General features: G+C 50.9%; 21 protein-coding genes. 12 read left to right on the plus strand and 9 right to left on the minus strand.

From position 1 onward, the window contains the following. The first annotated feature begins 13 nt into the window (after nucleotides 1–13). The 6 genes from CWE11_RS03975 (at nucleotide 14) to CWE11_RS04000 (ending at nucleotide 3,668) form a co-directional block, all read left to right on the plus strand. Nucleotides 14–796: an alpha/beta fold hydrolase gene (locus tag CWE11_RS03975; protein WP_126776322.1), complete on the plus strand. Its 783-nt coding sequence runs from the start codon at nucleotides 14–16 to the stop codon at nucleotides 794–796. 83 nt (nucleotides 797–879) lie between these two features. Beyond that, the gene (locus CWE11_RS03980; RefSeq protein ID WP_126776323.1) at nucleotides 880–1,098 is read left to right on the plus strand and encodes a DUF2788 domain-containing protein; all 219 of its coding nucleotides are present in this window, start codon (nucleotides 880–882) and stop codon (nucleotides 1,096–1,098) included. A gap of 34 nt (nucleotides 1,099–1,132) precedes the next feature. Next, a complete protein-coding gene (gene ybfE, locus CWE11_RS03985) occupies nucleotides 1,133–1,408 on the plus strand; it encodes a LexA regulated protein (protein WP_126776324.1) in 276 nt (91 codons plus the stop codon). A 75-nt stretch (nucleotides 1,409–1,483) separates the two neighbouring features. Beyond that, on the plus strand, nucleotides 1,484–2,008 hold the full coding sequence (gene fldA / locus CWE11_RS03990; protein ID WP_126776325.1) for a flavodoxin FldA: 525 nt from the start codon (nucleotides 1,484–1,486) through the stop codon (nucleotides 2,006–2,008). A gap of 165 nt (nucleotides 2,009–2,173) precedes the next feature. Continuing rightward, nucleotides 2,174–2,635 carry a ferric iron uptake transcriptional regulator gene (gene fur / locus CWE11_RS03995; RefSeq protein ID WP_126776326.1) on the plus strand — a complete coding sequence of 154 codons (462 nt, stop codon included), beginning with the start codon at nucleotides 2,174–2,176 and terminating at the stop codon, nucleotides 2,633–2,635. A gap of 1 nt (nucleotide 2,636) precedes the next feature. Then, nucleotides 2,637–3,668, plus strand: coding sequence for a saccharopine dehydrogenase family protein (locus CWE11_RS04000; protein WP_126776327.1), 1,032 nt, complete (start codon nucleotides 2,637–2,639; stop codon nucleotides 3,666–3,668). A gap of 22 nt (nucleotides 3,669–3,690) precedes the next feature. Here CWE11_RS04000 and kdsB read toward each other — a convergent pair whose 3' ends face one another. The 5 genes from kdsB to CWE11_RS04025 form a co-directional block, all read right to left on the minus strand. Continuing rightward, nucleotides 3,691–4,440: a 3-deoxy-manno-octulosonate cytidylyltransferase gene (gene kdsB / locus CWE11_RS04005; RefSeq protein ID WP_126776328.1), complete on the minus strand. Its 750-nt coding sequence runs from the start codon at nucleotides 4,438–4,440 to the stop codon at nucleotides 3,691–3,693. Then, on the minus strand, nucleotides 4,437–4,634 hold the full coding sequence (locus CWE11_RS04010) for a Trm112 family protein (protein WP_126776329.1): 198 nt from the start codon (nucleotides 4,632–4,634) through the stop codon (nucleotides 4,437–4,439). The genes kdsB and CWE11_RS04010 overlap by 4 nt, the downstream gene beginning before the upstream one ends. Before the next feature lie 8 nt (nucleotides 4,635–4,642). Beyond that, nucleotides 4,643–5,725 (minus strand): tetraacyldisaccharide 4'-kinase, encoded by a 1,083-nt coding sequence (gene lpxK, locus CWE11_RS04015; protein ID WP_126776330.1) that lies wholly within the window; start codon nucleotides 5,723–5,725, stop codon nucleotides 4,643–4,645. Continuing rightward, a complete protein-coding gene (gene msbA / locus CWE11_RS04020) occupies nucleotides 5,722–7,473 on the minus strand; it encodes a lipid A export permease/ATP-binding protein MsbA (RefSeq protein ID WP_126776331.1) in 1,752 nt (583 codons plus the stop codon). Before msbA ends, lpxK begins: the two co-directional genes overlap by 4 nt. 102 nt (nucleotides 7,474–7,575) lie before the next feature. Further along, a complete protein-coding gene (locus CWE11_RS04025) occupies nucleotides 7,576–10,077 on the minus strand; it encodes a DNA internalization-related competence protein ComEC/Rec2 (protein ID WP_126776332.1) in 2,502 nt (833 codons plus the stop codon). Between the two features lie 152 nt (nucleotides 10,078–10,229). On the opposite strand from CWE11_RS04025, the gene CWE11_RS04030 reads away from it, so the two are divergent. Further along, the gene (locus tag CWE11_RS04030) at nucleotides 10,230–10,805 is read left to right on the plus strand and encodes a DUF2062 domain-containing protein (protein ID WP_126776333.1); all 576 of its coding nucleotides are present in this window, start codon (nucleotides 10,230–10,232) and stop codon (nucleotides 10,803–10,805) included. A gap of 4 nt (nucleotides 10,806–10,809) precedes the next feature. Here the strand turns inward: CWE11_RS04030 and CWE11_RS04035 are convergent, their stop codons facing one another. Genes CWE11_RS04035 through CWE11_RS04045 form a run of 3 tightly spaced genes read right to left on the minus strand, consistent with a single transcriptional unit; the run spans nucleotide 10,810 to nucleotide 13,974 of the window. Next, nucleotides 10,810–12,048: a lipoprotein-releasing ABC transporter permease subunit gene (locus tag CWE11_RS04035; RefSeq protein ID WP_126776334.1), complete on the minus strand. Its 1,239-nt coding sequence runs from the start codon at nucleotides 12,046–12,048 to the stop codon at nucleotides 10,810–10,812. Continuing rightward, nucleotides 12,045–12,728, minus strand: coding sequence for a lipoprotein-releasing ABC transporter ATP-binding protein LolD (gene lolD, locus CWE11_RS04040; RefSeq protein ID WP_126776335.1), 684 nt, complete (start codon nucleotides 12,726–12,728; stop codon nucleotides 12,045–12,047). Before lolD ends, CWE11_RS04035 begins: the two co-directional genes overlap by 4 nt. After that, the gene (locus tag CWE11_RS04045; RefSeq protein WP_126776336.1) at nucleotides 12,721–13,974 is read right to left on the minus strand and encodes a lipoprotein-releasing ABC transporter permease subunit; all 1,254 of its coding nucleotides are present in this window, start codon (nucleotides 13,972–13,974) and stop codon (nucleotides 12,721–12,723) included. The genes lolD and CWE11_RS04045 overlap by 8 nt, the downstream gene beginning before the upstream one ends. A gap of 135 nt (nucleotides 13,975–14,109) precedes the next feature. Here CWE11_RS04045 and mfd point away from each other — a divergent pair, with 135 nt between their 5' ends. Together mfd and CWE11_RS04055 are read left to right on the plus strand one after the other, a co-directional pair. Next, a complete protein-coding gene (mfd, locus tag CWE11_RS04050) occupies nucleotides 14,110–17,589 on the plus strand; it encodes a transcription-repair coupling factor (RefSeq protein ID WP_126776337.1) in 3,480 nt (1,159 codons plus the stop codon). 29 nt (nucleotides 17,590–17,618) lie between these two features. Then, complete coding sequence (locus CWE11_RS04055) at nucleotides 17,619–18,848, plus strand: CsiV family protein (protein ID WP_157981283.1); 1,230 nt, start codon at nucleotides 17,619–17,621, stop codon at nucleotides 18,846–18,848. A gap of 61 nt (nucleotides 18,849–18,909) precedes the next feature. Here CWE11_RS04055 and acnA read toward each other — a convergent pair whose 3' ends face one another. Beyond that, nucleotides 18,910–21,624 (minus strand): aconitate hydratase AcnA, encoded by a 2,715-nt coding sequence (gene acnA, locus CWE11_RS04060; RefSeq protein WP_126776339.1) that lies wholly within the window; start codon nucleotides 21,622–21,624, stop codon nucleotides 18,910–18,912. 209 nt (nucleotides 21,625–21,833) lie between these two features. On the opposite strand from acnA, the gene tesB reads away from it, so the two are divergent. The 3 genes from tesB (at nucleotide 21,834) to CWE11_RS04075 (ending at nucleotide 25,960) form a co-directional block, all read left to right on the plus strand. Then, a complete protein-coding gene (gene tesB, locus CWE11_RS04065) occupies nucleotides 21,834–22,697 on the plus strand; it encodes an acyl-CoA thioesterase II (RefSeq protein WP_126776340.1) in 864 nt (287 codons plus the stop codon). 159 nt (nucleotides 22,698–22,856) lie between these two features. Beyond that, nucleotides 22,857–23,591 (plus strand): ABC transporter ATP-binding protein, encoded by a 735-nt coding sequence (locus CWE11_RS04070; protein WP_241971721.1) that lies wholly within the window; start codon nucleotides 22,857–22,859, stop codon nucleotides 23,589–23,591. Next, nucleotides 23,585–25,960, plus strand: coding sequence for an ABC transporter permease (locus tag CWE11_RS04075; protein ID WP_126776341.1), 2,376 nt, complete (start codon nucleotides 23,585–23,587; stop codon nucleotides 25,958–25,960). Before CWE11_RS04070 ends, CWE11_RS04075 begins: the two co-directional genes overlap by 7 nt. Nucleotides 25,961–25,975 lie beyond the last annotated feature (15 nt).

Raw genomic sequence — 25,975 nt, forward strand, 5'->3', positions numbered from 1 at the left:
GTGTTTCCGACCCATGAAGTTGAATTATGAAACGGCTGGGCAAAAAACCAATCCAGCCATTATTTTGGTGCATGGATTGTTCGGCGATTTAGATAATTTGAAAAGTATTTCGCGAGAACTACAAAGTGACTACTTTGTGGTGAATCTGGATTTGCGAAACCACGGACAATCACCGTGGACCGACTCCATGACATTTTCCGAAATGGCGGATGACCTCGGAGCGCTGATGGACACACTCGAGCTGGAAAAGGCCCACTTCCTTGGCCATTCGCTCGGCGGTAAAGTGGTCATGGAGTTTTCCCTCGCCTACCCAAAACGTTGCATCAGCCTTGTGGTAGCAGATATCGCGCCGGTCGCCTACGACGCGCGGCACACGCACATTATTGACGCGCTCGAGCAGGTCGATTTAAGTAAAATAAAGAGCCGACAAGATGCAGATAAGCAGCTTGCTGCTCATATCTCAGAACCGGGGGTACGGGCTTTTCTGCTGAAAAATCTGCGGAAAAATGCAGCGGGTGAATGGGAATGGCGCATGAATCTTGCGGGGCTCCGTCATTGTTATGGGGATTTAATTGGAGCGCCCACTCGGAACGGCCGTTTTGTGGGACCTGTGCTATTTATTCGTGGCGGAAAATCTGACTATGTGACGGAAGCGCATCGCGATGCAATAGCAGAACGGTTTCCAAAAGCGCAAGCCAAGACGATTGCCGACACGGGACATTGGCTCCATGCCGAAAAACCCAGTGTGTTTAACGGGATTGTGACACGTTTTCTGGATGAAATCGGGTCGGAATAAAGCAGCTATCCTGTTGCTAGATACTCCACAAAAGGCCCGTTTTGTGCTAGAATCCGCGCGCAAATGCCGTTGAGGAGTCCGTTATGTTGTCGGAACACTACGAGCTCATTGAGAGCTTGATGACGAATTTCGCCATCGCCATTCTGTTTTTGCTGATTGGGTTGGCCATTCAAGACGTGTTGAAAAAAGGCAATGTTCCACCGATTGGACGCTTCGCAGTGTGGCTCGTTCTCTTTTTGGGTATGGTCGGCTTTCTTGCAAAAGGAATTATTCAGTTCTTTATTGAACGAAGTCTCGGGTGAGCTTCGTATCAACCTCTGAACTGAGCAAACAACGATGGCAAAAGAATCAGCAGACAAAGTAACTCCCGATCTATTCCAAACGGAAAAGCGACCTGGGAGACCACGGACGAACCCGCTTCCTCGCGAGCAGCAGCTGCGTCTCAACAAGCGCCGCCAATTGCAACGAGACAAAGCAAAGGGGTTGCGTCGTGTTGAGTTAAAGCTCACACAAGACATGTATGACACCTTAACCGACCATGCCGAAGCACAAGGGATCAGTCGAGGTGCTCTGATCGAACAGTTATTGAAAGCAGCGTTAAAAACCGAATAAGCACCACCTATTTGGCATCACTGAATTGATTTATCGAATTGAAATGACTTATTTAAATCTAGGAATCACGTAACTATGGCAACCGTTGGCTTATTTTTTGGCAGTGACACCGGCAACACCGAAGCTGTTGCGCAGATGATTCAAAAAGAGCTTGGCAAACAGTTGATTGACGTGAAGGATATTGCGAAATCGACCAAAGAAGAAATCGCAGACTTTGACTTGTTAATGTTTGGAATCCCCACGTGGTATTACGGTGAAGCTCAGTGTGATTGGGACGATTTTTTCCCTGAACTTGAAGAAATTGATTTCGAAGGCAAGATCGTCGCAATTTTTGGCTGTGGCGATCAAGAAGACTATGCAGAGTACTTTCTTGATGCCATGGGGATGATCCGTGACATCGTCGAAGCACGGGGTGGGATTATCATCGGGCACTGGCCAACGGCCGGCTATCACTTCGAAGCGTCCAAGGGGCTGGTTGATTCAGAGCACTTTGTCGGACTCGGAATCGACGAAGATCGCCAGCCTGAACTAACCAAAGACCGTGTCAAAGCATGGTGTGCTCAATTGCGCGAAGAAATGGGGCTCGACGCACTCGTTTAGTCTCATAAAAATGACCACCCATACGACCTCGAAAGCCCCATGCACATTGTATTGGGGCTTTTTTGATCCATTTCGCAACAGTTCAACTAGCAAGTAGTCAATGCTGTTTCATTCCATGAAGGGATGTGGCTATAATCGGATACCAACGAAAAACCGGAGAACACGATGACGTCGCCTGATGCCCAGTTGAAAAAAGCGGGACTCAAAGTCACTTCACCGCGGATAAAGATTTTAGAGGTGATTAAAAATCCCGAGCACCAGCACATTAGTGCGGAAGAGGTATATAAAATCCTTCTTGAGCAAGGAGACGAAGTCGGTCTCGCAACGGTATATCGGGTCCTCAATCAATTCGACGATGCAGGTATCGTGACGCGGCATCACTTTGAGGGGGGCCGTTCGGTGTTCGAGCTGAGTGCGAAATCCCACCATGACCACCTCGTGTGCTTGACCTGTGGGCGTGTTATTGAATTTGAAGACGATACCATTGAACGTCGTCAGCTGGCCGTTGCAGAGAATCACGGTTTGAAGCTTACCAATCACAGTTTGTATCTATACGGTGAATGTCGCAAAGCGGACACGTGCGAATATAACCGGGAAGATGCCGACCACCACCGAATCGAGATTTAATATGGAATGGATGATCTACGGCGCCAATGGTTACACGGGCGAGCTCATGGCACGCTATGCAGTCGAACAAGGCATGCGGCCCGTGCTTGCAGGACGGAATGGAAAAGCGGTTGAAGCGCTTGCCACAGAATTGAAACTGCCCTTTCGCATTTTTTCCCTCGAACAGGTCGACTCGGTGGCTGCTGAATTAAATGATATGCAGTTGGTTGTCCATTGCGCAGGACCGTTCGAACTTACCGCGGAACCGATGATGCAAGCATGCTTAAAGAGTAAAACGCATTATCTTGATATCACCGGTGAGCTCGATATCTTTGAACGCGCTGCAGCGCTTAATGCAAAAGCGGAAGAAGCCGGCATCGTGCTATGCCCTGGCGTCGGGTTTGACGTCATTCCCACTGACTGTGTCGCTGCCAAGCTCAAAGAGCAATTGCCCGATGCAACCCATTTAAAGCTCGGGTTTGACTCCCGCTCTCGTATGAGCCGTGGTACGGCAAAAACCAGTGTTCGACGCATCGGACACGGTGGCGCCATCCGCCGTGATGGAAAAATCGTTCATGTTCCGTTGGCCTATAAAGCTGAAAAAATTGATTTTGGTGGTGGTGAGAAGCTTGCCATGACTATTCCGTGGGGCGATGTCTCGACGGCCTATCACAGCACCGGAATTCACAATATAGAAGTCTACATTCCTGCGTCACCCAAGCTCGTGAAGCGGATGCGTCAAATGAATTGGTTTCGCTGGTTATTCCGTGCCGAATTCATGAAACGTTGGCTGATGAAGAAAGTTGACCAACAACCTGCAGGCCCCAAAGACAATGAGCGCGAACAGCACGTGACTTGGGTATGGGGAGAAGCGCGTAATGCACAGGGTGAAACCGTTGTTCTTCGTGAGAAAGTGCTCAACGGCTACACACTCACCGCACAAGGGGGCGTGACCATGGCCCAGTATCTCTTGAACCACACGGTGAATGGTGGCTTTAAAACACCTTCCGCTTTGTACGGTTCTCACCTTGTGGATAAGTTCAGAGTCGCCTAATAGCCGATCAAAAAAGCCCGCGTTATGCGCGGGCTCTCTCGAGATCTTCAGGCGTGTCGATTCCCGCCGGTGGCTCGATGATAGCCTCGGCAACATGGATCCGTTCCCCGTGCCACAAAACCCGCAGCTGCTCGAGTGATTCAATTTGCTCCAATGGGCTCGGTTCCCATTCAGCATAACGCTCGACAAACCCAGCTCGATACGCATAAATACCGATATGACGACGATACATCCGTTCAACAAGATTAACGTGATCTCGGTTTGCAGTGAAACGTTCACGATCCCATGGAATGGCGGCTCGGCTGAAATATAAGGCATAATGAGACGCATCCGTGACAACCTTCACCACATTCGGATTAAACAACTCATCCGAGCTTTTAAGCGCGACGGATAAAGTCGCCATAGGCGCCGTTCGTTGCGCACCGAGATTCTCCGCAACTTGGCAGATAATCTCGGGTGGAATAAAAGGCTCATCACCCTGCACATTGACAACAATTTGATCATCCGCCAAAGCAAGTTGATCAATAACTTCGGCCAGACGCTCTGTTCCTGACTCATGGGTATCGGCGGTCATCATCGCGCGACCTCCAAACGAGGTCACAACGTCAATAATACGTTGATCATCAGTCGCCACAATCACTTCGGCCGCACCGCTTTTTACTGCGCGCTCATAGACGTGCTGAATCATTGGCTTGCCATGAATATCCGCAAGCGGCTTGCCCGGAAGTCGAGACGATTGGTAACGTGCGGGAATGACCACCGTGAAACTCATGATTTTATTTGCTCCAATTCCTCTTTCGACACCTCGCGCGCTGCACTTGCAAGTAGCGCCGGAATACCCTCTTTCACCGGGTAGGCCAATTGCTCTCCACGGCATATCAACTCAGACTTATCGCCATTCCAGACCAGCTTCCCTTTGCAGGATGGACAGGCCAGAATTGCTAACATATTCGCGGGCAACGTCATCGCACACCTCACTGATTCTTTTGTTGCACACAGGCGGACACCGCCTGTAAAAACTGTTCACAAAACCCTTCTGGGAATTGTGCTGAAACTTTTAAAAAATACCAGTGAGGACGTGCAAAAGATCGGCATTTCACAGCGTCTTTCTCGGTCATCAAGATCGGTACTTCGTTGCTGACGTCATAAAAATCGGTCGGGGCATATGCATAGTGATCTGGGTAGACGCGGGTTTCGCGTAAGTCAATACCATGCTGCATCACGAGATTAAAGAAACGCTCAGGATTACCGATCCCGGCAATCGCAAGTGCACTCTCACCATCTGGCACTTCGATCTCAGCTCCATCACTGACACGGCGCCATCCCATCGGTGCTAATGCCATTGGAACCGCCTGTTCTGGCCGTTTTAGTTTGAGCCCCTCAATGGTTTGCGATTGACCACCATTGATAATGACCCAATTTGTCTTACGCAACCTGCGGCGACTTTCCCGCAATGGTCCAACCGGCAGCCGCCATCCATTTCCGAGACCGCGTTCGCCATCCACAACGGCAATTTCGATATCCCGCGCTAATGCGTAGTGCTGCAGCCCATCGTCGGCCAAAATGATGTCTACTTCGCCGCTTTCTGCAAGAAGTTGAGCCGCTAAACCACGTTTCGGAGCAACCGCCACTGGAACACCGCTCAACTCAAAGAGCATCTTGGGTTCATCGCCGACAGCAGCAGGTTCTGAGGTTGCTGTGACGCGTTGCGGGAAAGGCCCGCTTCCACCGTAACCTCGGCTGATAATACCCGGACGATAACCGGCCTGTTTGAGCAGCTCAACCAAACCAAGCACCGTTGGAGTTTTCCCGGTTCCGCCCACGGTGACGTTCCCGACGATGATCACGGGAATGCTTAATCGCGTTTGGCGCTTGAGACGCAGCCAATAAAGCGTTCTTCTGAATGCCGCAAGAAAGGTAAAGAGTCCACTCAGAGGTGCCAGTGGCCACAACGGCAGAACCAATCGCGGTTGATACCACCAACGCACGATTCGGGATGCTTGCTTTCGTGGGGTAATCACCCGCCCATTTTTCTTCTTTTTAGAGTTTGACTTCACGAGCCTTCACTACCGAACTGCATATGGTACAACTGAGCGTAAGCGCCCCCTTTCTCGAGCAAATCACTGTGTGTGCCTCGCTCAACAACTTTGCCATGATCCATCACAAGGATCTCGTCCGCCGCCTCAATTGTGGAGAGCCGGTGCGCAATCACCAGTGACGTGCGATTCTGCTGCAAATTGTCCAGCGCTTTTTGAATATGACGCTCGGATTCCGTATCCAACGCAGAAGTGGCCTCGTCCAAAATCAAAATCGGCGCATCACGCAGCAAAGCCCGGGCTATCGCAATACGCTGTCGCTGACCACCGGAGAGCATCACACCGTTTTCACCCACAATGGTTTCCAGACCTTCCGGCATCTTCGCGACGAACTCATCCGCATAGGCGAGCTTGAGTGCACGCTCGATATCTTCACGGCTCACCTGACTATTTGCGCCATAGGCGATATTATTCGCGATCGTGTCATTAAATAGCGTCACACTCTGGGATACGACGGCAAACTGGCGACGCAATGACTTCAACTCGTAGTCGCGGATATCCACACCATCCAGCTTAATTGTCCCACTCTCATGCTCATAAAAGCGGGTCAAGAGACTCGATATGGTTGACTTTCCAGACCCAGAACGCCCGACAAGCGCTAAGGTCTTTCCGGTTGGAATGGTAAAACTTACATCATCCAAAGCCGGTGATTTCTTTTTGTTATAGCGGAACGTAACGTGCTCAACAGCCACGTCACCTCGTACACGATCGACCCGAACGGTTCCTGTATCTTTCTCTTGCTCTTCATCTAAAACTGCAAAAATGCTGGCTGCTGCGGCCAAACCTCGTTGGAAGTCAGCATTGACATTAGTCAGCTGCTTTAAGGGGCGCAACAGCATAATCATACAGGTCAGCAAGGTCGTAAATGCCCCTGGACTCAGCTGCTCAAGCATGGTTGGAAAACTTGCAATAAACAACACCGCTGCCAAACTCAACGAAGCGATGAACTGAATGACCGAGGTACTGATCGTGCGGATGTTGACCAGTTTCATATTCTGTTGACGGGTTTGATTATTAATTTTTCCAAACCGCTCAGACTCTTGTTTCTGGCCCTCAAACATCACGACGACTTGGTGTCCATTAATCATTTGCTCGGACGATGTTGTGACATTCCCCATGGCCGTCTGAATTTTGGAACTCACTTCACGAAACTTACGTGAGACCACCGCCACAATCTTACCAATCGCCGGCCCAATCAAAAGGAATACTAAGCTGAGCTGCCAGCTGTGATAAATCATCAAGCCTAACAGACCCACCACAAACGCCCCTTCACGGATCATGGTCAAAATGGCTCGGCTATTCGCTTCTGCAAGCTGCTGCGTATCGTAGGTGATTTTTGAAATCAGGTCGCCAGTCGAAACCTTGTCGTGATAAGACACAGGAAGGCGCATCAAATGCTCAAATAATTCCTGTCGCATGGTCGTGACGATATGGAAGCCGACGTAACTCAAAAAATAAGTCGAGATGAAATTAAAGAAGCCGCGCAAAATAAAAATGAGCGGGACGAAGATCGCGCCATAAATCAAGATCGTTGGATTATTTGCCCCGAGACCATCATCGATCAATGTTTCGATGTGATAAAAGAAGAAGGTATCCACACCCGCATACCCCAACATGCCGATAATCGCGATGACAAACGCGAGGCGGTAGGGTTTTAGGTACTTCACGAGACGACGAAAGTGCGATTTCCGAGTGTGCTGAGAATCCATTGGAGTCCATTTTTTTGTAGTATCGTCACCATTGTAACCGTAACTGAATTCCCTTGACCAGAGATTGCGGAATCGACTGAGTCAGTTTTCATTCTCGCCTGACTAATCTTTCGTCACTTGTTGGAGATACCAAACCGGCCTTATTTCCTCTCGAAAACGCCGAACCCGCCATCGTTCTCCCGGCTCACGACCTGGTCTGAACACGAGAGAGATCTGTCCAGAGTCTGCCGTATTCAACATCGGAATATTTCGTTTAGTATAGCGTGCCTTCACATCAGCATGTGGCATCGACCATTGATTTAAGAAACCTGTCCCAACGAGCGCAAACTGTGGTCGCACTCGATCAAGAAACGCGCCCTGACTTGAAGTTTGTGATCCATGATGAGGGACCTGCAAAATTCCAGCAGAGAAAGCATCCGGATATCGCCCCACCATGCGCAACTCCGTCATGCGTTGAATATCACCGGTCAATAAGACGCGTTCCCCCTGATAGGTTAATAACAGCACGCAACTATCATTGTTGACGCCAAAAGACGGTCCGGGCATGGGTGCTAAGGCGCGAATCAGAACCCCCTGCCAGCGCCAAACCTGCCCCCACTCGCACGGCCATCGCCGATCGATACCCGGCTCTATTTCTGCAGGTTGCAGCCGAGTCTCCAATGTTTGTATTGCTGGATAGGCCGAGCGAATCGCACCCGCCCCGCCCGCATGGTCAAGATGCGGATGAGAAATCACCATCCAGTCGGGGATTAACTGGTGATAGCGTAAAAAAGGTAAAACTACGCGCTCACCAGCATCAAACCCGTCCGCAAAAGCCGGTCCTGTATCATAAATCAATGCGCGCCTTCCGCGTTGAATCACCATCGCATTGCCCTGTCCCACATCCAACATATGTACAGCGAACTCATGCGCCCCTTGCGGGCGCAGCAAGGGCATGAGAACAATGCAAGACATCACAGCAACCGCACTGCGCGGCAACCATGCAATCGGCAAGTAGCGGAGGATGATCCACAGGACCGGGATAAGCCCCCAACGGTGATCGTGAGTCGACCACCAGCCCAAGGGAATCTGCTCAAGGCGCACAAGGCAGTAAAATACTGCGTGCAGTGCAATATCACTGACTTGCAGAAACATATCGCCAACCTCAGTCCAAGGCGAAAATAAAAAGGGAATAGCCAATAAACATGCCGGGAGAATAATGATGGTGAACACTGGAAGAACGAGTAGATTAGCCACGGGGGCAATCCAAGGAATGCCGCTGAAATACATCACCGACAACGGGATAAGTAGAAGCGTCAGCATCCACTCAAGTCGCCATAGTGTGCCTAACTTCCCGCGCAGACTGCGCACATGGTGTGCCGGGGTGGGATCACGCCATTGCCATATAAAAATGGCTCCGACGGCCAGAACGGACAACCAAAATCCCGCATCCAACCATGCGAGTGGATCAAGAATCAAAACACACAACACACAACGTAAGAGAATCCGCATGGGAATGGCACGTCGTGCAACAACGCGCGCAACGACAAACCCAGATATCAGTAGCAGCGCGCGGAGCGTGCTGACTGCGAACCCAGCAAGACTTGCGTAAAAAACGGCAACACTTAAAGCCAGCAGCAAGGCAACCGTTTCATGCGCGGGCTGACGGCCACTCCGCTGGCCCTTCCTGAGCCAAGGAAGCAGCAAAGGAAGCAAGCCCCGTGGAAGCCAAGCGACCATCCGAAAAAACCACCATGCAGCGCCAAACACCAAGGTTAAATGCAAGCCTGAAATCGCCATGACATGAGCCACCCCTGTGTGTTGTAGGGTTTGCCATTGGTTCGCGGTCATTCCGTGTCGATTGCCATTCATCAATGCCGTCATGATCGCGGTGTAATGAAGGCCCTTTGGATGGTCGATGTGAGCAGCTCGACTCCCAACGGCTTCACCCACCTGACTTCGGAACGGCGGGCCGGCACCGCCTGTGATGCGCAGATTAACTGAGTCGCCGTTATCGTCAACAACAGACAAAATACTTCCCGTGACACGAACGCCATCTCGCAATAAACGAATTTGTGTCGGTCGCGTCCCCTCATTTGCCAAACTTGTTGCTGGCCGTGCGCGGACCACGAACTGCCATGTCTCTCCTTCCATTGGATTTGCTTCGGGGTCAGGGGAAAACCAAGATAAACGAATGCGCGGCATGGCAGCCTGCGTATTCAAACGAGCGCGGGAAGGAAGCGCCCAATCCTCGTTGGCATCAATGACACGCCCTTCAATTCGCAGTCGGGAAATCGGGATCGCGTCATGAAACACGACGGGTCGGTCAATTACCACGGTGATAGTGGACGGTGCTCGCCAGAGCGCGTCAGGAAGTTTCCATCCGAGCGCATATTGGGCATTGAAAAGCGACCACGAAATACCGCACAATAGCGCGCAGATCAGACCGGCGAGACGCGCAAAGTGCAGATTATTTTTGCGCAAACGCTTGAAAAAAGCGCTGCTCAACCCGAGAACTAAAAGAAGCGGGGCCCAGAAAGGCCAAGCAATATGAAGCCAAGGACTGAGTAAAATCCCTGCAATCGCACCACAGACCAGCAGGTCGAATGAAATTGATTGTTTCACAATGTGCGTCCATGCTTTAAGTGAAATCAGTCAAGCCACGAATGGCACATGTGGATAGTAAGCAAACGACTACAACCGTGAGAAGAACCTTATATTCTCTCTGAGCTGCAACGGGTCGCAACACAGACTAACGTCAGGACAAAAGCGAGCACATGCCAAGAAAGTTTTTAAAACGGTATATGCCAGACGTACATAAACTCAACGAGTATGGCGTTCTCAAGCCGTTTGGCAAACTTGCGCACGACCCCAACCTATGGCACTTGAACCGACGCAGTGCTGCAGGCGCGTTTGCCGTGGGGATTTTCTTTGCATTTATGCCAATGCCATTCCAAATGGTCGCAGCCGCAGCGGTCGCAATTTTGGTGCGCGTCAATCTTCCACTATCGGTCGCACTGGTGTGGATTAGTAACCCTATCACCATGCCACCCATGCTCTATGGCTCCTATCGAGTCGGAGCCTTTCTCTTAAATCAACCCAGTGAGCCCTTTCTCTTCGAGCTGTCACTGGCTTGGTTTCAGGCAAGCCTGTCCTCCATCGTGCCAGCATTACTGCTCGGCTGTTTAGTGCTCGGCACCCTTGCTGGCTCAATCAGCTATATTGCTGTGCGAAAAGTGTGGCGACAAGCCGTTCAGAGCGCCTGGGATGAACGCATACGGCTACGACGCGAGCGACTGCGCAAACTCAAAGCCCAGTTCCAACAACAGCCACGAACGTTGCACGACGATTAAGCACTTAGCGGCCCCGTAAGCCTTGGACTGGTGCCAACTGTGCGGCACGCCATGCAGGATAGAGCGTTGCTAGGACACTGGTCAGAAGCGCGACGCCAAACACCAACCCTACATCACGCAGCAACAACGTCGATGGAATGTGGCTAATGAAGTACAACTCTTCGGGGAGAATTCGCAACTGCAGGTAGGTGTCCATTCCCTTGAGGAGTGCGGGTAAATAGATTGCAAGCCCGCTCCCGATTACGCAACCAATAACTGCACCCACGATGCCGTTCAAGCTCCCTTGCCAAATAAAGGTCTGCATCACCAATGATCGACTGGCCCCCATGGTTCGAAGAATAGCAATACTTGCCTGTTTCTCTTGAACCACCATCACAAGCGTAGAAACAATATTGAATGAGGCTACCGCAAGCACTAAGACTAAAACCAGATACATAATTGTACGCACGAGCTGAATATCACGGTACAAGTGGCCTTCCGTTCGAGTCCACTCATGAATGTAAGCAAACTCAGTGACTTCTCGAGCGACTTCTGCGGCAATGCGGGGTGCGTCATACACGTTATAAAGTGCAAGTCGTACTGCACTCGCTTCTCCTTCCAAACGCGCCGCTTCCCGACCTGCGGCTAAATGAATATAGCCCTGTTGATAATCCAGTTCACCACCCATCTGAAAAATCCCGGCAACACGAGTAACGAGCCGGCGAGGTGAACGCAAGCTACCGCTATTCTGCAATTGAGGAATCATCAGAACGAGCTCGTCACCTACCCCCACATTGAGCAGATCCGCCATGCCACGTCCTAGCAAAATTCCGTCGGCGGTTGACTCAAATCGGGACCAATCTGCATCGCTCACATAACGACGTAATCCCGAAACGCGGATTTCCCGCGCTGGATCAATTGCACGAATTTCCAGCCCCCGAAAACGACCCGGCTGCTGAACCATGGCGCTTAACACAATAACCGGTGCGGCAGCTCGCACCCCCGGATGTGCCTCAGCGATCGCAGCAACTTGTTGCCAGTCATTTAGGCTTCCACGGACGGCTTGATATTCAACGTGCGGCAAGAGGGAGAGGAAATCGTCTTCAAGTGCCTTCTGAAAGCCATTCATGATCGACAGGAGAACGATTAAGATGGCGCACCCGAGCCCAATTCCCACTGTTGAGGACCCAGAGATGAAACTGAGATAACGCGTGCGCTCTCGACTCCGGCGAAACCTGCGCGCAAGTGTGAATGCCAAGCTCATTCACTTGTCTCCACAAATCGTCCATGGTCGAGATGCAATTGCTCGGGCAATTTATCGGCAAGGGTGGTATCGTGAGTGACCACAATGAAAGCCGTATTTAGATCGCGATTCAACTCCGTCATCAAATCATAAATAACTTCCGCAGTATCCTCATCGAGATTCCCAGTCGGCTCATCTGCCAGGACCAGCGCTGGACGATTCACTAACGCGCGCGCTATGGCGACGCGCTGCCTTTCGCCTCCCGACAGTTTCGCTGGCGCATGGTCTAAACGATGTCCCAAACCAACGCGATCAAGCAGTACACGTGCCTGTTCTTGGGCTTCTCGCTGCCCTTTCCCGGCAATCAAAAGTGGCATCGCCACATTCTCAAGTGCGGTAAACTCGCCGAGGAGATGATGAAACTGATAGATAAAGCCAAGCGACTGGTTTCGCCACCGAGCTACTTGATTGCTCGAGAGTTTCGCAGGATTCACTCCGGCCACCTGAACGTCGCCTGAATCAGGCGTATCAAGGCCTCCGAGAATATGAAGAAAGGTGCTTTTGCCGGAACCTGAGGCACCGACAATCGCGACCATTCCACCCGGTGCGAGATCAAACCGGACCTGTTCAAGCACCGTGACACGCTGCTCGCCATCTGCGTATCCCTTACATAGATTCCGAACTTCAACTAACTTACTCATAACGTAAAATCTCGGCTGGTTGAATATGAGCGGCACGCCACGCAGGATACAAGGTCGCAATCAGAGTTAACCCAAGCGCTGCGAATAGAATACCTCCAATTTGAGCCCACTCAATGGCGTAGGGCATCGTTTGACCCTGCATAAAAATATCAATTCCGAATATCAGTAGAATATCGTTAAGACTCCAGGTCAGAAAAACCCCCAGAATCGTTCCTAGCACCGTTCCCATAACGCCGCTATACATGCCTTGCATCACCAAGGTCTGGTACACATGCTTTCGAGCCAATCCAAGGGTTTGCAATACCGCAATGTCAGCGCGTTTGTCTTGAATTAACATAACCAACGCAGAGACTGCGTTAAATGCCGCAACAATGACGATAAGACCCAGCATGATCATCATCATTCCCTTCTCCATGCGCACTGCCGCAAAAAGTTGTCCATAACGTTCTTGCCAATCCGTAAACTGATAACGGATCGCGCCATTCGAACGACTCTGCTGGCGCGATAAGTTTTCTTGGACCGTTCGCGCCAAGAATGCATCATCTAGCCATAACCGCAAACCCGTCACGTGCCCCTCAGGATAACGAAGTAATCGTGCGAGGTCGTCACCATGGAAGAAAGCCAGTTGTCGATCAATATCTGCGCCCACTTCGAAAATTCCCGCAACGGTAAATTGACGCTGCGCAGGCATGATCCCGACAGGGGTATGTTGCTGCCCCCCTGCGGCAGTCACACGAATTCGATCACCAAGCTGTACATCGAGATGCATGGCCAGCGAGCGACCTATCACGACGCGATAGTGACCCGCTTGAAGATCATCAATTCTTCCCACAAGCATGTTTTGTTCAATCACGCTTCGTGGCGGTTCGTGCTGGGGATAGATTCCCTGCAACATGACCGCTTGGAGTTGGCCGTCCCCCTGCACTAAGCCCTCTGACTGGACAAATGGACTTTGATGATAGACCGCCGCCGGCCAACTGAAGTCGTCATCAATCGCTCGCCAATCCGCAATCGTGCGCTCGCCGTCCGCACTGATGATGACTTGCGGAACCACCCCAAGGATCCGATGCTTCAATTCCCGTTCAAATCCGTTCATTACGGACATCACGACAATCAGAGCCATCACACCCAACATTATTCCAGCCATCACGAAGCGACTAATAAAGCGAGTAAAAGCAGACCGTTCCCGTGAGCGGCTATAGCGCAGCGCGAGGTATAGCGAGATTGGTGGCGAGAATTTGGGCACGCAGCGAATTTCCGTTTGCGAATGTGGAACAGCAAGGATAATCAGAACCGTGCGTCGGTACAACCTGCCCGAACCGAAAGGTTTCCTGTATAATCACTGCTTTGCTGTTTCCGACCGAGATTAATTGAGTTTTTCATGAGTCAGATTTCCCTATTGCATCCGAAGTATCCCGCACAAGGCCAAACCCAGACCTCTGAAATGACCTGGCGTCACTTAGTTGGAAGTAGCACGGCACTGGCCATTGCAGAACTCCTCAAACAACGCCGAGGTATGCTACTTCTGGTCACCGCTGATGCGCCAAGTGCCTATCGCTTCGAACACGAGTTGAGCTTTTTTGCCCCCGAATACCGCGGGGACATTCAAGTATTACCCGATTGGGAAACCTTACCCTACGACAATTTTTCACCGCATCAGGATATTATTTCGGATCGTATTCGAGTCCTCGCACGATTGCCACAGACTCCACACGGGATACTGATCGTTGCTGCCAATACACTGCTCCACCGGGTGGCTCCCCCCGCTTATGTTGCCGGTCACAGCTTGGTCCTGAAAAAAGGTCAACACCATCGGCTCGAAGACCTGCGCGCGCAGCTCGATACGGCTGGATATCGTCACGTGCATCAGGTGATGGAGCATGGGGAGTATTCACTGCGCGGCTCAATTCTTGATGTCTTTCCTATGGGAACCAATGAACCACTTCGTATCGACTTCTTCGATGATGAGATTGACAGTATTCGTGCATTTGATGTCGATACTCAACTCTCAAGCGCACCGATGGATGCGATCTCGCTGTTGCCAGCCCGTGAATTTCCGACAACACCGGCCGGTGTTGAACTGTTCCGGCGCCAATTTCGCAGCCAGTTTGAAGCACTGACAGCGAAGGAATCCGTCTATCAGCAAGTTTCGCAAGGATTGATGCCTGCAGGAATCGAGTATTATCTTCCACTCTTCTTTGAAGGTGTGGCAACGCTCTTTGATTATCTTCCCAAAGATACGTTGCTCCTCACCTATGGCGATATCCAGCAACAGGTAAAAAAGCTTTGGCTCGATCTATCATTCCGCTACGAGGATCGACGCTGGGACCGGCAAAAGCCCATTTTGCCCCCACACGAGCTCTATTTGAAAGAAGACGAGGTCTTTAGCGCATTTAAGCAATATCCGCGCATTCGCCTCGGTGCGATCGACGGGCAACGCTCTCCGGGGCCGGTCGATTTTAAAACTCGCCCGTTACCGGATATAACGGTTGATGCGCGCCAAAAGGACCCGCTGGCCGCTCTGCGTGAACATGCTCATAAAGCACAGCAAAAGGGCCAACGCATCGTATTCTGTGTCGAGAGCGCTGGGCGGCGGGAGAGTCTGCTGCAATTACTCGGGAAAGCAGCCATTCACCCGGTGGAAGTTACCAACTTCACTGAAGCACTCAGTTCCGAAGCGCCGCAAACGATTTTGATTAGCCCCATTGAGCATTCATTTTATGCGGACTTAGACGACCTACCGGGACTTTGGGTCATTACCGAAACAGAACTGCTCGGAAATCGCGCACCGCAACGGCGTAGCCAAGATAAACGATCCGCAGCCAACGTCGATGCACTCGTTAAGAATCTTGCCGAGCTTTCCATCGGTCAGCTGGTGGTGCATATCGACCATGGAATTGGGCGATACCAAGGCCTTACCACCTTAGAGGCGGGAGGGCTTGAGACCGAGTTTCTGACCCTCGAGTATGATGGAAACACGAAGTTATTCGTTCCGGTCGCTTCGTTACACCTGATCAGCCGCTACAGTGGCGGCGATCAAGAAAAAGTCGCATTGAGTAAACTAGGAAACGATAGTTGGGAGAAAGCGCGCCGCAAAGCCGCTGAGAAAGTCCGCGACATCGCCGCAGAACTACTTGAAATCTACGCGCAGCGGGAAGCCAAACCTGGATACGCGTTCAGCATCAGCGAAGAAGATCAGCTTCGATTTGCTGCAGGATTTCCGTTTACAGAAACCGACGACCAGCAAGACGCAATTGCTGCCGTGCTGAACGATATGCAAGCCCCCCGCGCAATGGACCGACTCGTGTGCGGCGATGTCGGCTTTGGGAAAACCGAGGTTGCCATGCGCGCTGCGTTCACCGCGGTGAATGACGGAAAACAGGTAGCGGTCCTCGTTCCAACGACGCTATTAGCTCAACAGCATTTTGATAATTTCCGCGACCGATTTGCCGACTGGCCAGTCCGGATTGAATTACTCTCGCGTTTTCGCACAGGCAAGCAGACCACCCAAACCCTAGCTGACCTGCAGCATGGCAAAGTCGATATTGTGATTGGTACCCATAAGCTATTACAAAACGATATTGTCTTTCATGACCTTGGATTATTGATTGTCGACGAAGAACATCGCTTTGGTGTGCGGCAAAAGGAACAAATTAAGCGTCTGCGAGCCGATGTCGATATTCTGACGCTGACCGCCACACCCATTCCACGAACCTTGAATATGGCGATGAACAATATTCGCGATCTTTCGATCATCGCCACACCGCCGGCCCGACGTCTCGCGGTCAAAACATTCGTCCGTGAATTTGATAAAGCGACGGTACGCGAAGCCGTATTGCGCGAAATACTGCGCGGTGGCCAAGTATATTTTCTCCACAATAATGTTGAGACGATCGAAAAAACAGCGCGCGAACTGGGTGAGCTTATCCCGGAAGCACGGATTCAAACCGCGCATGGTCAGATGGGTGAGCGCGAGCTTGAACGGATTATGGCCGACTTCTATCACCAACGATTCAATGTCTTAGTCTGCACGACCATTATTGAGACAGGAATTGATGTACCGAGTGCAAACACCATTATTATCGATCGGGCTGATCACCTCGGTTTGGCGCAACTTCATCAGCTGCGTGGTCGTGTGGGACGTTCGCACCACCAAGCGTACGCATATTTACTGACGCCTCATCCAAAACGCATGACTAAAGATGCTGTAAAACGCCTTGAAGCGATTTCCCAACTCGAGGATCTTGGAGCAGGTTTCGTACTGGCCACCCATGACCTTGAGATCCGAGGCGCGGGCGAACTGCTAGGCGACGTGCAAAGCGGTCAAATTGAAACCATCGGGTTCAGTTTGTACATGGATATGCTTGATCAGGCAGTCCAAGCTTTACGTGATGGTCGGGAACCTTCGCTCGATCAGCTTCTCAAACATCGGACTGAGATTGAATTGCGGATCCCTGCGCTGCTCCCTGATACTTATATTCATGACATCAATACACGGCTGTCTATGTACAAGCGAATTGCGGGAGCGGAAAGTAGCGAAGCACTGGAGCAGATTCAGATCGAACTAATTGATCGGTTTGGTTTACTCCCAGAACCGGCGAAAAATCTCATTCGAATGAGCGAAATCCGCTTACTCGCAGATCCACTTGGTATTCGAAAAATTGAGTTAGGTCCACAGGGCGGCTATATCGACTTTGCTGAAAAAACACCCGTAGAACCTGCTACGATTATCCGATTAATCCAGCAGGAGCCAAGTACTTTCGGAATGGAAGGCGCACAACGCTTGAAAATTCGCAAAGCCACCGAGCATACCCAGGAACGAATAAAACTGGTACAGTCGTTGTTAACTGAGTTTGCGTGAGCACTGTCCGGATAATGATGGAGTTTTACATGAGATTTAGCGGCACAGCCGTCAGCTTCTTAGCGCGCACTTTCAGCGGCATAATGCTCTTCACTACAGTGTTTCTTTTGGGCACCGTGAGTGCTGGGGAGTCGGTCGAAGACCGGGGGTATCGATGGTTTGAAGTTGAAGTTCTGGTCTTTCGATATACGGACGTCGAGATTGAAGATCCGGAACAATTTCCGCTCGCAGTTCGACCTATTTCGATTCACAACAGCCGAGATCTGTACACCGAACGATTGACTCCGCCAATCGAGTCGCTCTATTACGCGCTCCCAGTCTGTGAAGGCAAACGTCGCTGGGTTGCCCCTTTGCGTTCCGTGTTTCTCTCTGGCGCATTATTCGCTGAAGAAAATCAGCTGCCATCAGCACAGCGCATTGGCTGTCGTCGCCTTCATGATGACGCGCTCGTCCGTTCTTTTTACGCAAAGCAAACTGAACTCAAAACAGTCGCGCCGGCTCATCTCCCCCTCGTCATGAGCGGAACCAAACAAGGAACCCGCGAGGAAATGTTGAGAGCGGAGACTCCGTTCTTAGTGCCGCGTGAGCAATTCGCTCTGACACCTTTGCGTCAGCAGCTCGAACGTCGTCGCGATGCATCTCCGATTCTGCATACCGCCTGGCGACAGCCGGTTTTTACTCGGACGGTTGGACGTCGTCATCGTCTGGTCGGGGGTAAAAACTATACCGACCAATTCGACTATTTTGGTTTTCCAGTTTCACCCGCAAACCAGCAAGTTCAAGAGCGCTTACAGCACTACCTAAATTACCATCTGAATGGCGTTTCAATGGATGACGAAGGGCCGTTTGCCGGTCTTCTCACCGTGCTTGACGCTGCGGATCGCGGGGAGTTTCGACTCAGTCGGCCGAACTCAGACGATTTGCGTTTTCCCGAGCGACCAGGGCAAAACCCACGTGGTATACCCGAACAAGTGTGGGAGTTTGACGGGCTAATGCATATCTATTTAGTGGGCAATTACCTGCATATCGATACCGATTTCAATCTCCGCGAACCTATCACAGTGAGCGCTGCCGCACGGGATGTGCGGGAACAAGTTCGAGATTTTCTTGAACCCGATGCTCATGAATTGGAGTTTTTACGCGCCTACCCGTTTCAGCAGTTGCGCCGCGTGATTTCCCATCAGACGCACTATTTCGACCATCCCAACTATGGCGTCGTGGTCCAAATTCGCCGGACTGACCTCTCGAATCGAAGATAAAAAAAACCGGCGAAAACGCCGGTTTTTTTTTCAGGATGAAGGTGGGAGACTTCGAGGCTTTCTACGCCACCAACTGGCGTAGGACATGATGTAAAATACCACCGCTGAGGAAATAACGAACCTCATTCGCGGTATCGATGCGCGACTTGACCTTAAACTTAATTTCGTCGCCCTCTTTGGGCTTCGCCACGACATCATAGACTTCACCGGGTTTGATGTCCCCTGATAAACCAAGGATACTGATCTGTTCTGTTCCATCAAGTCCAAGACTCTGAGCACTCATATCCTCTTCAAATTGCAGAGGAAGCACCCCCATACCGACAAGGTTTGAGCGGTGTATGCGTTCAAAACTCTCTGCAATGACAGCCTTCACGCCCAATAACCGCGTACCCTTCGCAGCCCAATCCCGGCTTGAACCCGTGCCATATTCTTTCCCTGCAAGAACCACCAGTGGCGTTTTCTCTTCCTGATATTTCATTGCGGCATCATAAATAGACATCGATTCACCGGACGGAATGTGAACGGTATAACCTCCCTCACGACCATTCGCCATCAGGTTTTTAATGCGGATATTGGCAAAGGTGCCACGCATCATGACTTCATGGTTTCCGCGCCGCGAGCCATATGAGTTAAAGTCACGAACTTCCACGCCTTGTTCTTGCAGGTATTTTCCAGCGGGTGAATCCGGTTTGATAGCGCCGGCTGGCGAGATATGGTCCGTGGTAATGGTATCGCCAAATACAGCTAAAACATGCGCACCTTTAATATCCTTGGGCTCCTGCGCAGGTTTATCGATCCCAACAAAAAATGGTGGATTTGCCACATAGGTGGAATCCTCATCCCACGCATAGGTTTCACTGTCTGGTATCTCCAACGCCTGCCAGTGCTCGTCCCCATCAAAGACATTCGCATACTGGTGTTTAAACATCTCGCTTTGGACTTTCGCAACCTCCGCTTTGATCTCTTCAGTGCTTGGCCAAATATCTTTCAGGTAAACGGGGTCTCCTTCCGCTGTTTGGCCGAGCGGTTCGTGGGTTAAATCGATACGCGTCGTTCCTGCTAGCGCGAATGCGACCACCAGTGGCGGCGATGCTAACCAGTTCGCTTTCACTTGCGGATGAATACGTCCTTCGAAATTCCGGTTGCCAGAGAGCACTGAAGAGACCACCAAATCCCCTTTATCAATTGCGGTTGATACATCATCAGGAAGTGGTCCTGAGTTTCCAATACAGGTGGTACAACCGTAACCTACCAGGTCAAACCCGAGCCGATCTAAATAGTGATCAAGCTCTGCCGCAGCAAGGTAATCGGTCACTACTTTTGAGCCAGGTGCCAATGAAGACTTCACCCAGGGTTTGCGCTGGAGCCCTTTCTCGATTGCTTTCTTCGCGACGAGGCCTGCCGCCAACATCACACTTGGGTTTGACGTATTGGTACACGACGTTATCGCCGCAATCACGACGTCACCGTGGCGTAACATGTGATCGGTGCCCTCGAGTGGAACTCGAGTTTCATCATTCACGTCTGCCCGGGTTAACGATTCAGGCGCACCCATTTCTGGATCTTCAGCAATCCCGATGGAATCTAAAAGCAGCTCAAAACTATCATTCAATCCACCCAAGCTCACCCGATCTTGTGGCCGCTTCGGTCCAGCTAAAGAAGGTTCTACGGTTGCCATATCAAGCGTCAAAGTATCAGTAAATACGGGCTCAGCGTCCTCTTCACGCCACATCCCTTGTGCTTTTGCGTAGGCTTCGACTAACGCAATGGTTTCCTCATCACGTCCTGAGAGCTTTAAGTAGGTCAATGTTTCGTCATCGACTGGGAAGAACCCACAGGTTGCACCGTACTCTGGAGCCATATTCGCAATGGTTGCGCGGTCGGCCAAGGGAAGATGTTTAAGCCCTGGTCCATAAAACTCCACGAACTTACCCACGACACCTTGCTTGCGCAGCATTTGCGTCACAGTCAGAACCAAGTCCGTTGCCGTGACACCTTCGGGCAATGCACCCTCAAGACGGAAACCGACCACCTCGGGGATCAGCATCGAGATCGGTTGACCGAGCATCGCCGCTTCGGCCTCAATTCCGCCGACGCCCCAACCGAGCACACCGAGGCCATTAATCATGGTAGTGTGCGAGTCCGTTCCAACCAAGGTGTCTGGATAGGCAACCTGTTCACCGTCCTCTTCGGAAGTCCAAACCACTTTAGCCAAGTACTCTAAGTTCACTTGGTGGCAAATCCCAGTGCCCGGGGGAACCACGCGGAAATTATCAAAAGCCTTCTGACCCCACCGTAAAAACTCGTAACGCTCTTTGTTGCGCTCCATTTCAATTTTCACGTTTTCTTCAAACGCTTTCGGAGATGCAAACTTATCAACCATCACCGAATGGTCAATAACCAAGTCAACGGCAGACAGCGGATTAATTTTATTCGCGGGTAGCCCTGCTTTTGCTACCGCATCGCGCATTGCAGCGAGATCGACCACCGCAGGCACCCCTGTAAAGTCTTGCATCAACACCCGCGCAGGCCGGTACTCAATCTCACTGGTTGAGCGTCGTTCTTTCAACCAATCGGTGAGTGCCTGAAAGTCATCTTTCTTGACGGTGGTACCATCTTCATGTCGAAGCAAATTCTCAAGTAAAACCTTCAAAGAAACCGGTAGCTTCGAAATATCTCCGAGCGATTCTGCGGCTTTGGGAAGACTGTAATAGACATACTCTTTATCACCGACCGAAAGTTTCGAGCGGGTTTGCAAACTATCATGGCTCGCCATTTGGGTATTCTCCTCATTGGCAACGTCTCATGCGACGTGTGCGTGTGTGCGCAAACAATACAAGTAAGCTTGGGCTGAATTTGGAAAAATTCAAGCAATACTGACCATATACGCGAGAAATACGAAATCGGTCATGTCACAAAAAAGACCCGGACGCGCTCAGTTATTTTTCGGTATACTAAACGCCTGTATGAAAAAAGGATGTTTACATGAGCCAAGTTCTTGATGATCTTCTCAATCTGCTCCGTCTCGAAACGATTGAACAAGGCATTTACCGCGGTCAAAGCCAAGATTTGGGTTTTCGTGCCGTTTTTGGTGGCCAAGTTATGGGCCAAGCCCTCTCCGCTGCAAAGGAAACCGTTGCAGAGGATCGTGCAGTTCATTCATTTCACAGCTATTTTTTACGACCTGGCGATGCGAGCAAGCCCATCGTTTATGACGTTGAAAACGTGCGGGACGGTAGTAGTTTCTCGACCCGTCGCGTCAAGGCGGTGCAATTTGGAAAACCTATTTTCTACATGACAGCGAGCTACCAAGCTCCGGAAGCAGGTGCAGAGCATCAAGATACAATGCCTGACGTGCCCGGGCCGGAAGGCTTAGTTTCTGACCTTGATATCTATCGCGAGCATGCCGAGCTCATCCCTGAACCCATTCGCAATAAATTTATCAGTGAAAAGCCCATCATGATGCGGTTTGTCACCGAATATAATCCTTTCTATCCAAAGGCCTGTGAGCCAAAGCGCTATGTTTGGATGAAGGCAAATGGAACCTTGCCAGATGACTTGCGTGTTCATCAGTATCTGCTCGCCTATGCGTCGGATTTCAACTTTCTGCCTACGTCAATGCAACCACACGGGAAGACGTTTGCCGATCCGAAGATTCAAATGGCCACAATTGATCATGCCATGTGGTTTCACCGGTCGTTCCGCATGGATGACTGGCTGCTGTATGCCATCGACAGTCCAACAGCCCAAGGAGCTCGCGGACTCGTGCGAGGTCAAATCTTCAGTCGCGACGGGACGCTCGTAGCGTCGACCATACAAGAGGGTCTTATTCGCGAACGGAGTAAATGAACGTCTCTGGAAGCATAATGTTGCGTGGATATTGAGCTAAATCAACGCAAAGCACCAAATGCACGGGCACACTCTTAGCTGAGAGTGTGCTTTTTTTATGGCCAGTTTTCGAACCCTTGCTATAAATGAACGACATATCATTGTGTAAGGAAGCCTCTTGTGACAAATACTCCAGCCAATCGTAACTCCCAAACGCCCGTTTTTAGAGCAAAAGGTGTGACCAAGACTTACACCATGGGTGACGTGAAAATTCATGCCCTTCGAGGCATCGATCTCGAGTTGTTCGCCGGTGAATTTGTCGTCTTGCTCGGCGCCTCAGGCTCTGGTAAGTCAACACTGCTGAATATTTTGGGTGGTCTGGATACCGCGAGTACGGGTGAGGTTCAATATCAGAATCATGCATTGGTGGGCATCCCCGACCGCGAACTCACTCAGTTTCGCCGTGAACACGTCGGCTTTGTTTTCCAGTTCTACAACCTTATACCTAGCCTCACGGCGCGAGAGAATGTTGCTATCGTGACTGAAATCGCTCGCGATCCAATGACGCCCGAAGCAGCGCTCGCCCTCGTTGGACTCTCTGAACGCATGGACCATTTCCCCGCACAGCTTTCGGGTGGAGAGCAACAGCGTGTTGCTATTGCACGTGCCATAGCAAAACGCCCCGCCGTTTTACTCTGCGATGAACCCACTGGCGCGCTCGATTCCAAAACAGGGATTCGCGTGTTAGAAGTGCTTGCGCATATCAATCAGAGTCTCGGTACCACCACTGCGGTCATTACCCACAATGCGGTGATTGGCGATATGGCAGACCGCGTGATTCGACTTTCTGACGGCATGATCGCAGACATTCAGCATCGTCATGAGAAGCGTAAACCCGCGGAGCTATCATGGTAAAAGCGCTCCCCAACGGATCGTTAAAACGAAAAATGCTCCGCGAACTCAGTGGAATGATGGGGCAGCTCGTTGCCATTGCCTCCGTTGTTGCAATTGGAACCATGGTGTTAATTATTTCGCTCAGCACACGCCTTTCGATTGCACAATCTCAGCAGTATTTCTACGACCAATATCAATTTGCCGATGTTTTTATGCATGTGACGCGTGCACCGAATGACATGGCAATGAGACTGCAAGAGCTTCCCGGCGTTAATCAGGTTGAGACGAGAATTATCGCAAGTGCTCGTATTCAAATCGACGACTTTCCCGAGCCTATCCAGGGCCAATTTCAATCGGTTCCTGACTTTTCCGAGCCCATGCTGAATCGACTTTATTATCGGTATGGAGGACCACCTCAGGCAGGTCAAATTCCGCAAGTTGTCGTCACTGAGCCCTTTGCAGAAGCGCATCACCTGCAAGTAGGTGATTCAATTCAAGCCATCTTAAATGGTCGGTTACAACGACTCGAAATCAGCGGTATTGCGCTCTCGCCAGAACATATCTATCAGCTCGAGCCAAACTCCATTCTTCCAGATTACCAGCGCTTCGGGGTCTTCTTTATGCAACGGTCTGCCCTCGCGACAGTCTTTGATCTCGAAGGCGCATTTAATCAGGTTTCGGTGAGCATTCAATATGGTGCTGATCCCCACGACGTTGTATCGCAGATGAATGCTCTGCTCGAGCGTTTCGGAAGTCATGGTGCCTATCTTCGAGAGGAGCAAGCCTCGCATCGCTTCCTGAGTGAGGAACTTGAACAGCTGCGTATTCTCAGTTGGGTATTACCGACCATTTTCCTCAGTGTCGCTGCATTTTTACTGCATGTACTCATGGGTCGGATGATGCTTATGCAACGACAGACTATCGCCTTGTTAAAAGCATTTGGATACTCCAATAGACAAATCCTCACGCACTATTTGAGTTTCTCTCTATGTATTGTTGGTCTTGGCTTGATCGTTGGTACGCTTCTTGGTTATTGGGTTGCCGAACCCCTCGCGCGACTCTATGCCATGTATTTTAAGTTTCCCGAGTTTATGTTCGGCATCCAAATACAAGCGTTAGGTGTTGCTATGGCAATCACTGCTCTAGCTGCGCTCGCTGGCACCTTCAGCTCGGTTCGGAAGGCGCTCATCATGTCTCCGGCCGAAGCAATGCGCCCCCCTGCACCACCAAGTTTTCATCACCACCAAAGCATTCTGGGCCCTATGTATCAAAAACTCACGCCCGGGACACGAATGATCGTGAGAACCTTATCACGTCATTGGTTTCGCTCGGTTATCGCTATTTTTGGCATTGGCATGTCAGGGGCCCTGCTCATCTTGGGTGGTCATCAATTTAATGCCGTCGACCATATGCTCGATCACCAGTATCGGGGGGTATTCCGAATGGACTTGGACGTGCAATTCACTGAAGCTCGTCCACATCGAGTGATTCATGAGCTCACCTCAATCCCGGGAGTTTTCTTCGCAGAGGGCTATCGTCAAGTCCCTGTGCGTCTTCATAATCGGCACCGATATGAACGAGTCTCCTTGTCGGGCCTTCCAGAGCAACCTCACCTCCGCCATGTACTGAATCAACAGATGAAGAGCGAAACACTACCCGGTGATGGCATTTTGTTGACTCGCTATCTTGCCGAGAGCCTTCAACTAAATGCGGGTGACTCAGTCTATGTGGAGACGCTCGTCGGTCATCAGCGACGTTTAGAACTCCGTGTGGCGGCTCTTGTGGACGAGCCTATTGGCATTGGTGCTTACATGGAACGCGTTGCGCTCAACCGAACTCTTTTCGAAGATGATGTAGTGGACGGTGCGTGGCTCCTGATCGATGCGACAGATCCGACTGTGTACCAGACGCTTCAACGTCTGCCGTATATTGCGAGCATCGGTTCACTGCTCGATGCGGAGTCTGACATTCGCGACTACATTCAAGACACCGTGCTCTCCGTCATGATGATTATGTTTTTCCTGGCCGGCACCATGACCTTTGCTGTCGTCTACAACAACGCCCGAATCATGTTTTCAGAACGGGAACGAGAGCTCGCCTCCATGCGTGTATTAGGATTTACCCGTTGGGAGGTTCTATGGGTGCTGGTGGGAGAGCTTGCGGTACTTATTGTGATTGCAATACCGCTCGGATGGATTTTCGGCGCTGGATTTAGTTACGCAATGGTATCCGCACTCAGTATGGATATGTTCCGAATTCCATGGGTTTTAGATATGCGACTTTTCGCAATGGCAACCTTTGGTGTTCTGTTTGCAGCGCTTTTATCCATTGCACTCATTAGTCGACGTGTACTGAACCTCGATATGATTCAAGCCCTTAAAACCGAATAAGTGTGGAGACGCCCG

Origin of the sequence: Aliidiomarina sanyensis (assembly GCF_003987175.1) — a bacterium.
GTDB classification, from domain to species: Bacteria; Pseudomonadota; Gammaproteobacteria; order Enterobacterales; family Alteromonadaceae; genus Aliidiomarina; species Aliidiomarina sanyensis.

Coding starts and splice junctions, on each gene's coding strand:
- acnA (WP_126776339.1), bottom strand. CDS start 21,624: ATGGCGAGCCATGATAGTTTGCAAACCCGCTCGAAACTTTCGGTCGGT.
- fur (WP_126776326.1), top strand. CDS start 2,174: ATGACGTCGCCTGATGCCCAGTTGAAAAAAGCGGGACTCAAAGTCACT.
- lolD (WP_126776335.1), bottom strand. CDS start 12,728: ATGAGTAAGTTAGTTGAAGTTCGGAATCTATGTAAGGGATACGCAGAT.
- msbA (WP_126776331.1), bottom strand. CDS start 7,473: ATGGATTCTCAGCACACTCGGAAATCGCACTTTCGTCGTCTCGTGAAG.
- CWE11_RS04035 (WP_126776334.1), bottom strand. CDS start 12,048: ATGAGCTTGGCATTCACACTTGCGCGCAGGTTTCGCCGGAGTCGAGAG.
- fldA (WP_126776325.1), top strand. CDS start 1,484: ATGGCAACCGTTGGCTTATTTTTTGGCAGTGACACCGGCAACACCGAA.
- CWE11_RS04000 (WP_126776327.1), top strand. CDS start 2,637: ATGGAATGGATGATCTACGGCGCCAATGGTTACACGGGCGAGCTCATG.
- ybfE (WP_126776324.1), top strand. CDS start 1,133: ATGGCAAAAGAATCAGCAGACAAAGTAACTCCCGATCTATTCCAAACG.
- kdsB (WP_126776328.1), bottom strand. CDS start 4,440: ATGAGTTTCACGGTGGTCATTCCCGCACGTTACCAATCGTCTCGACTT.
- CWE11_RS04055 (WP_157981283.1), top strand. CDS start 17,619: ATGAGATTTAGCGGCACAGCCGTCAGCTTCTTAGCGCGCACTTTCAGC.
- tesB (WP_126776340.1), top strand. CDS start 21,834: ATGAGCCAAGTTCTTGATGATCTTCTCAATCTGCTCCGTCTCGAAACG.
- CWE11_RS04030 (WP_126776333.1), top strand. CDS start 10,230: ATGCCAAGAAAGTTTTTAAAACGGTATATGCCAGACGTACATAAACTC.
- mfd (WP_126776337.1), top strand. CDS start 14,110: ATGAGTCAGATTTCCCTATTGCATCCGAAGTATCCCGCACAAGGCCAA.
- CWE11_RS03975 (WP_126776322.1), top strand. CDS start 14: ATGAAGTTGAATTATGAAACGGCTGGGCAAAAAACCAATCCAGCCATT.
- CWE11_RS04075 (WP_126776341.1), top strand. CDS start 23,585: ATGGTAAAAGCGCTCCCCAACGGATCGTTAAAACGAAAAATGCTCCGC.
- CWE11_RS04010 (WP_126776329.1), bottom strand. CDS start 4,634: ATGACGTTGCCCGCGAATATGTTAGCAATTCTGGCCTGTCCATCCTGC.
- CWE11_RS03980 (WP_126776323.1), top strand. CDS start 880: ATGTTGTCGGAACACTACGAGCTCATTGAGAGCTTGATGACGAATTTC.